This window comes from Flagellimonas flava, assembly GCF_050617915.1.
GTDB lineage: Bacteria > Bacteroidota > Bacteroidia > Flavobacteriales > Flavobacteriaceae > Flagellimonas > Flagellimonas flava_A.
In genome coordinates this window covers 1-277 of the sequence record NZ_JBODQE010000050.1, presented here as the reverse complement: position 1 = coordinate 277, position 277 = coordinate 1, and the positions used below count along the sequence as shown (strand labels likewise).

Sequence of the window (277 nt, the reverse complement as noted above, 5' to 3'; positions counted from 1 at the left end):
CTGATGGTGCTCTCCGAGGTGGTGCCGGACTTCCGGACGACGCAGCAGCTGCGCAATCTGTTCGAACTCGCTGCCCAGTGCCTTGCTCCCGGTGCCCGCTTGGTGTTCAACGCCTTCCTGGCGAACGGAGATTACGCACCCGACCAAGCCGCGCGTGAGTTCGGGCAGCAGATGTATACCGGGATGTGCACGCGGGCCGAGATGTCTGCTGCAGCGGCCGGCCTTCCTCTCGAACTCGTCGCCGACGACTCGGTATACGACTACGAGAAAACGCACC

The 277-nt window shown here is 63.5% G+C and carries 1 protein-coding gene; it reads left to right on the top strand.

Annotated elements, in window-relative coordinates:
- A partial coding sequence (locus ACRHOZ_RS20930) for a hypothetical protein (protein WP_431130206.1) occupies positions 1–277 on the top strand: 277 nt, incomplete at both ends.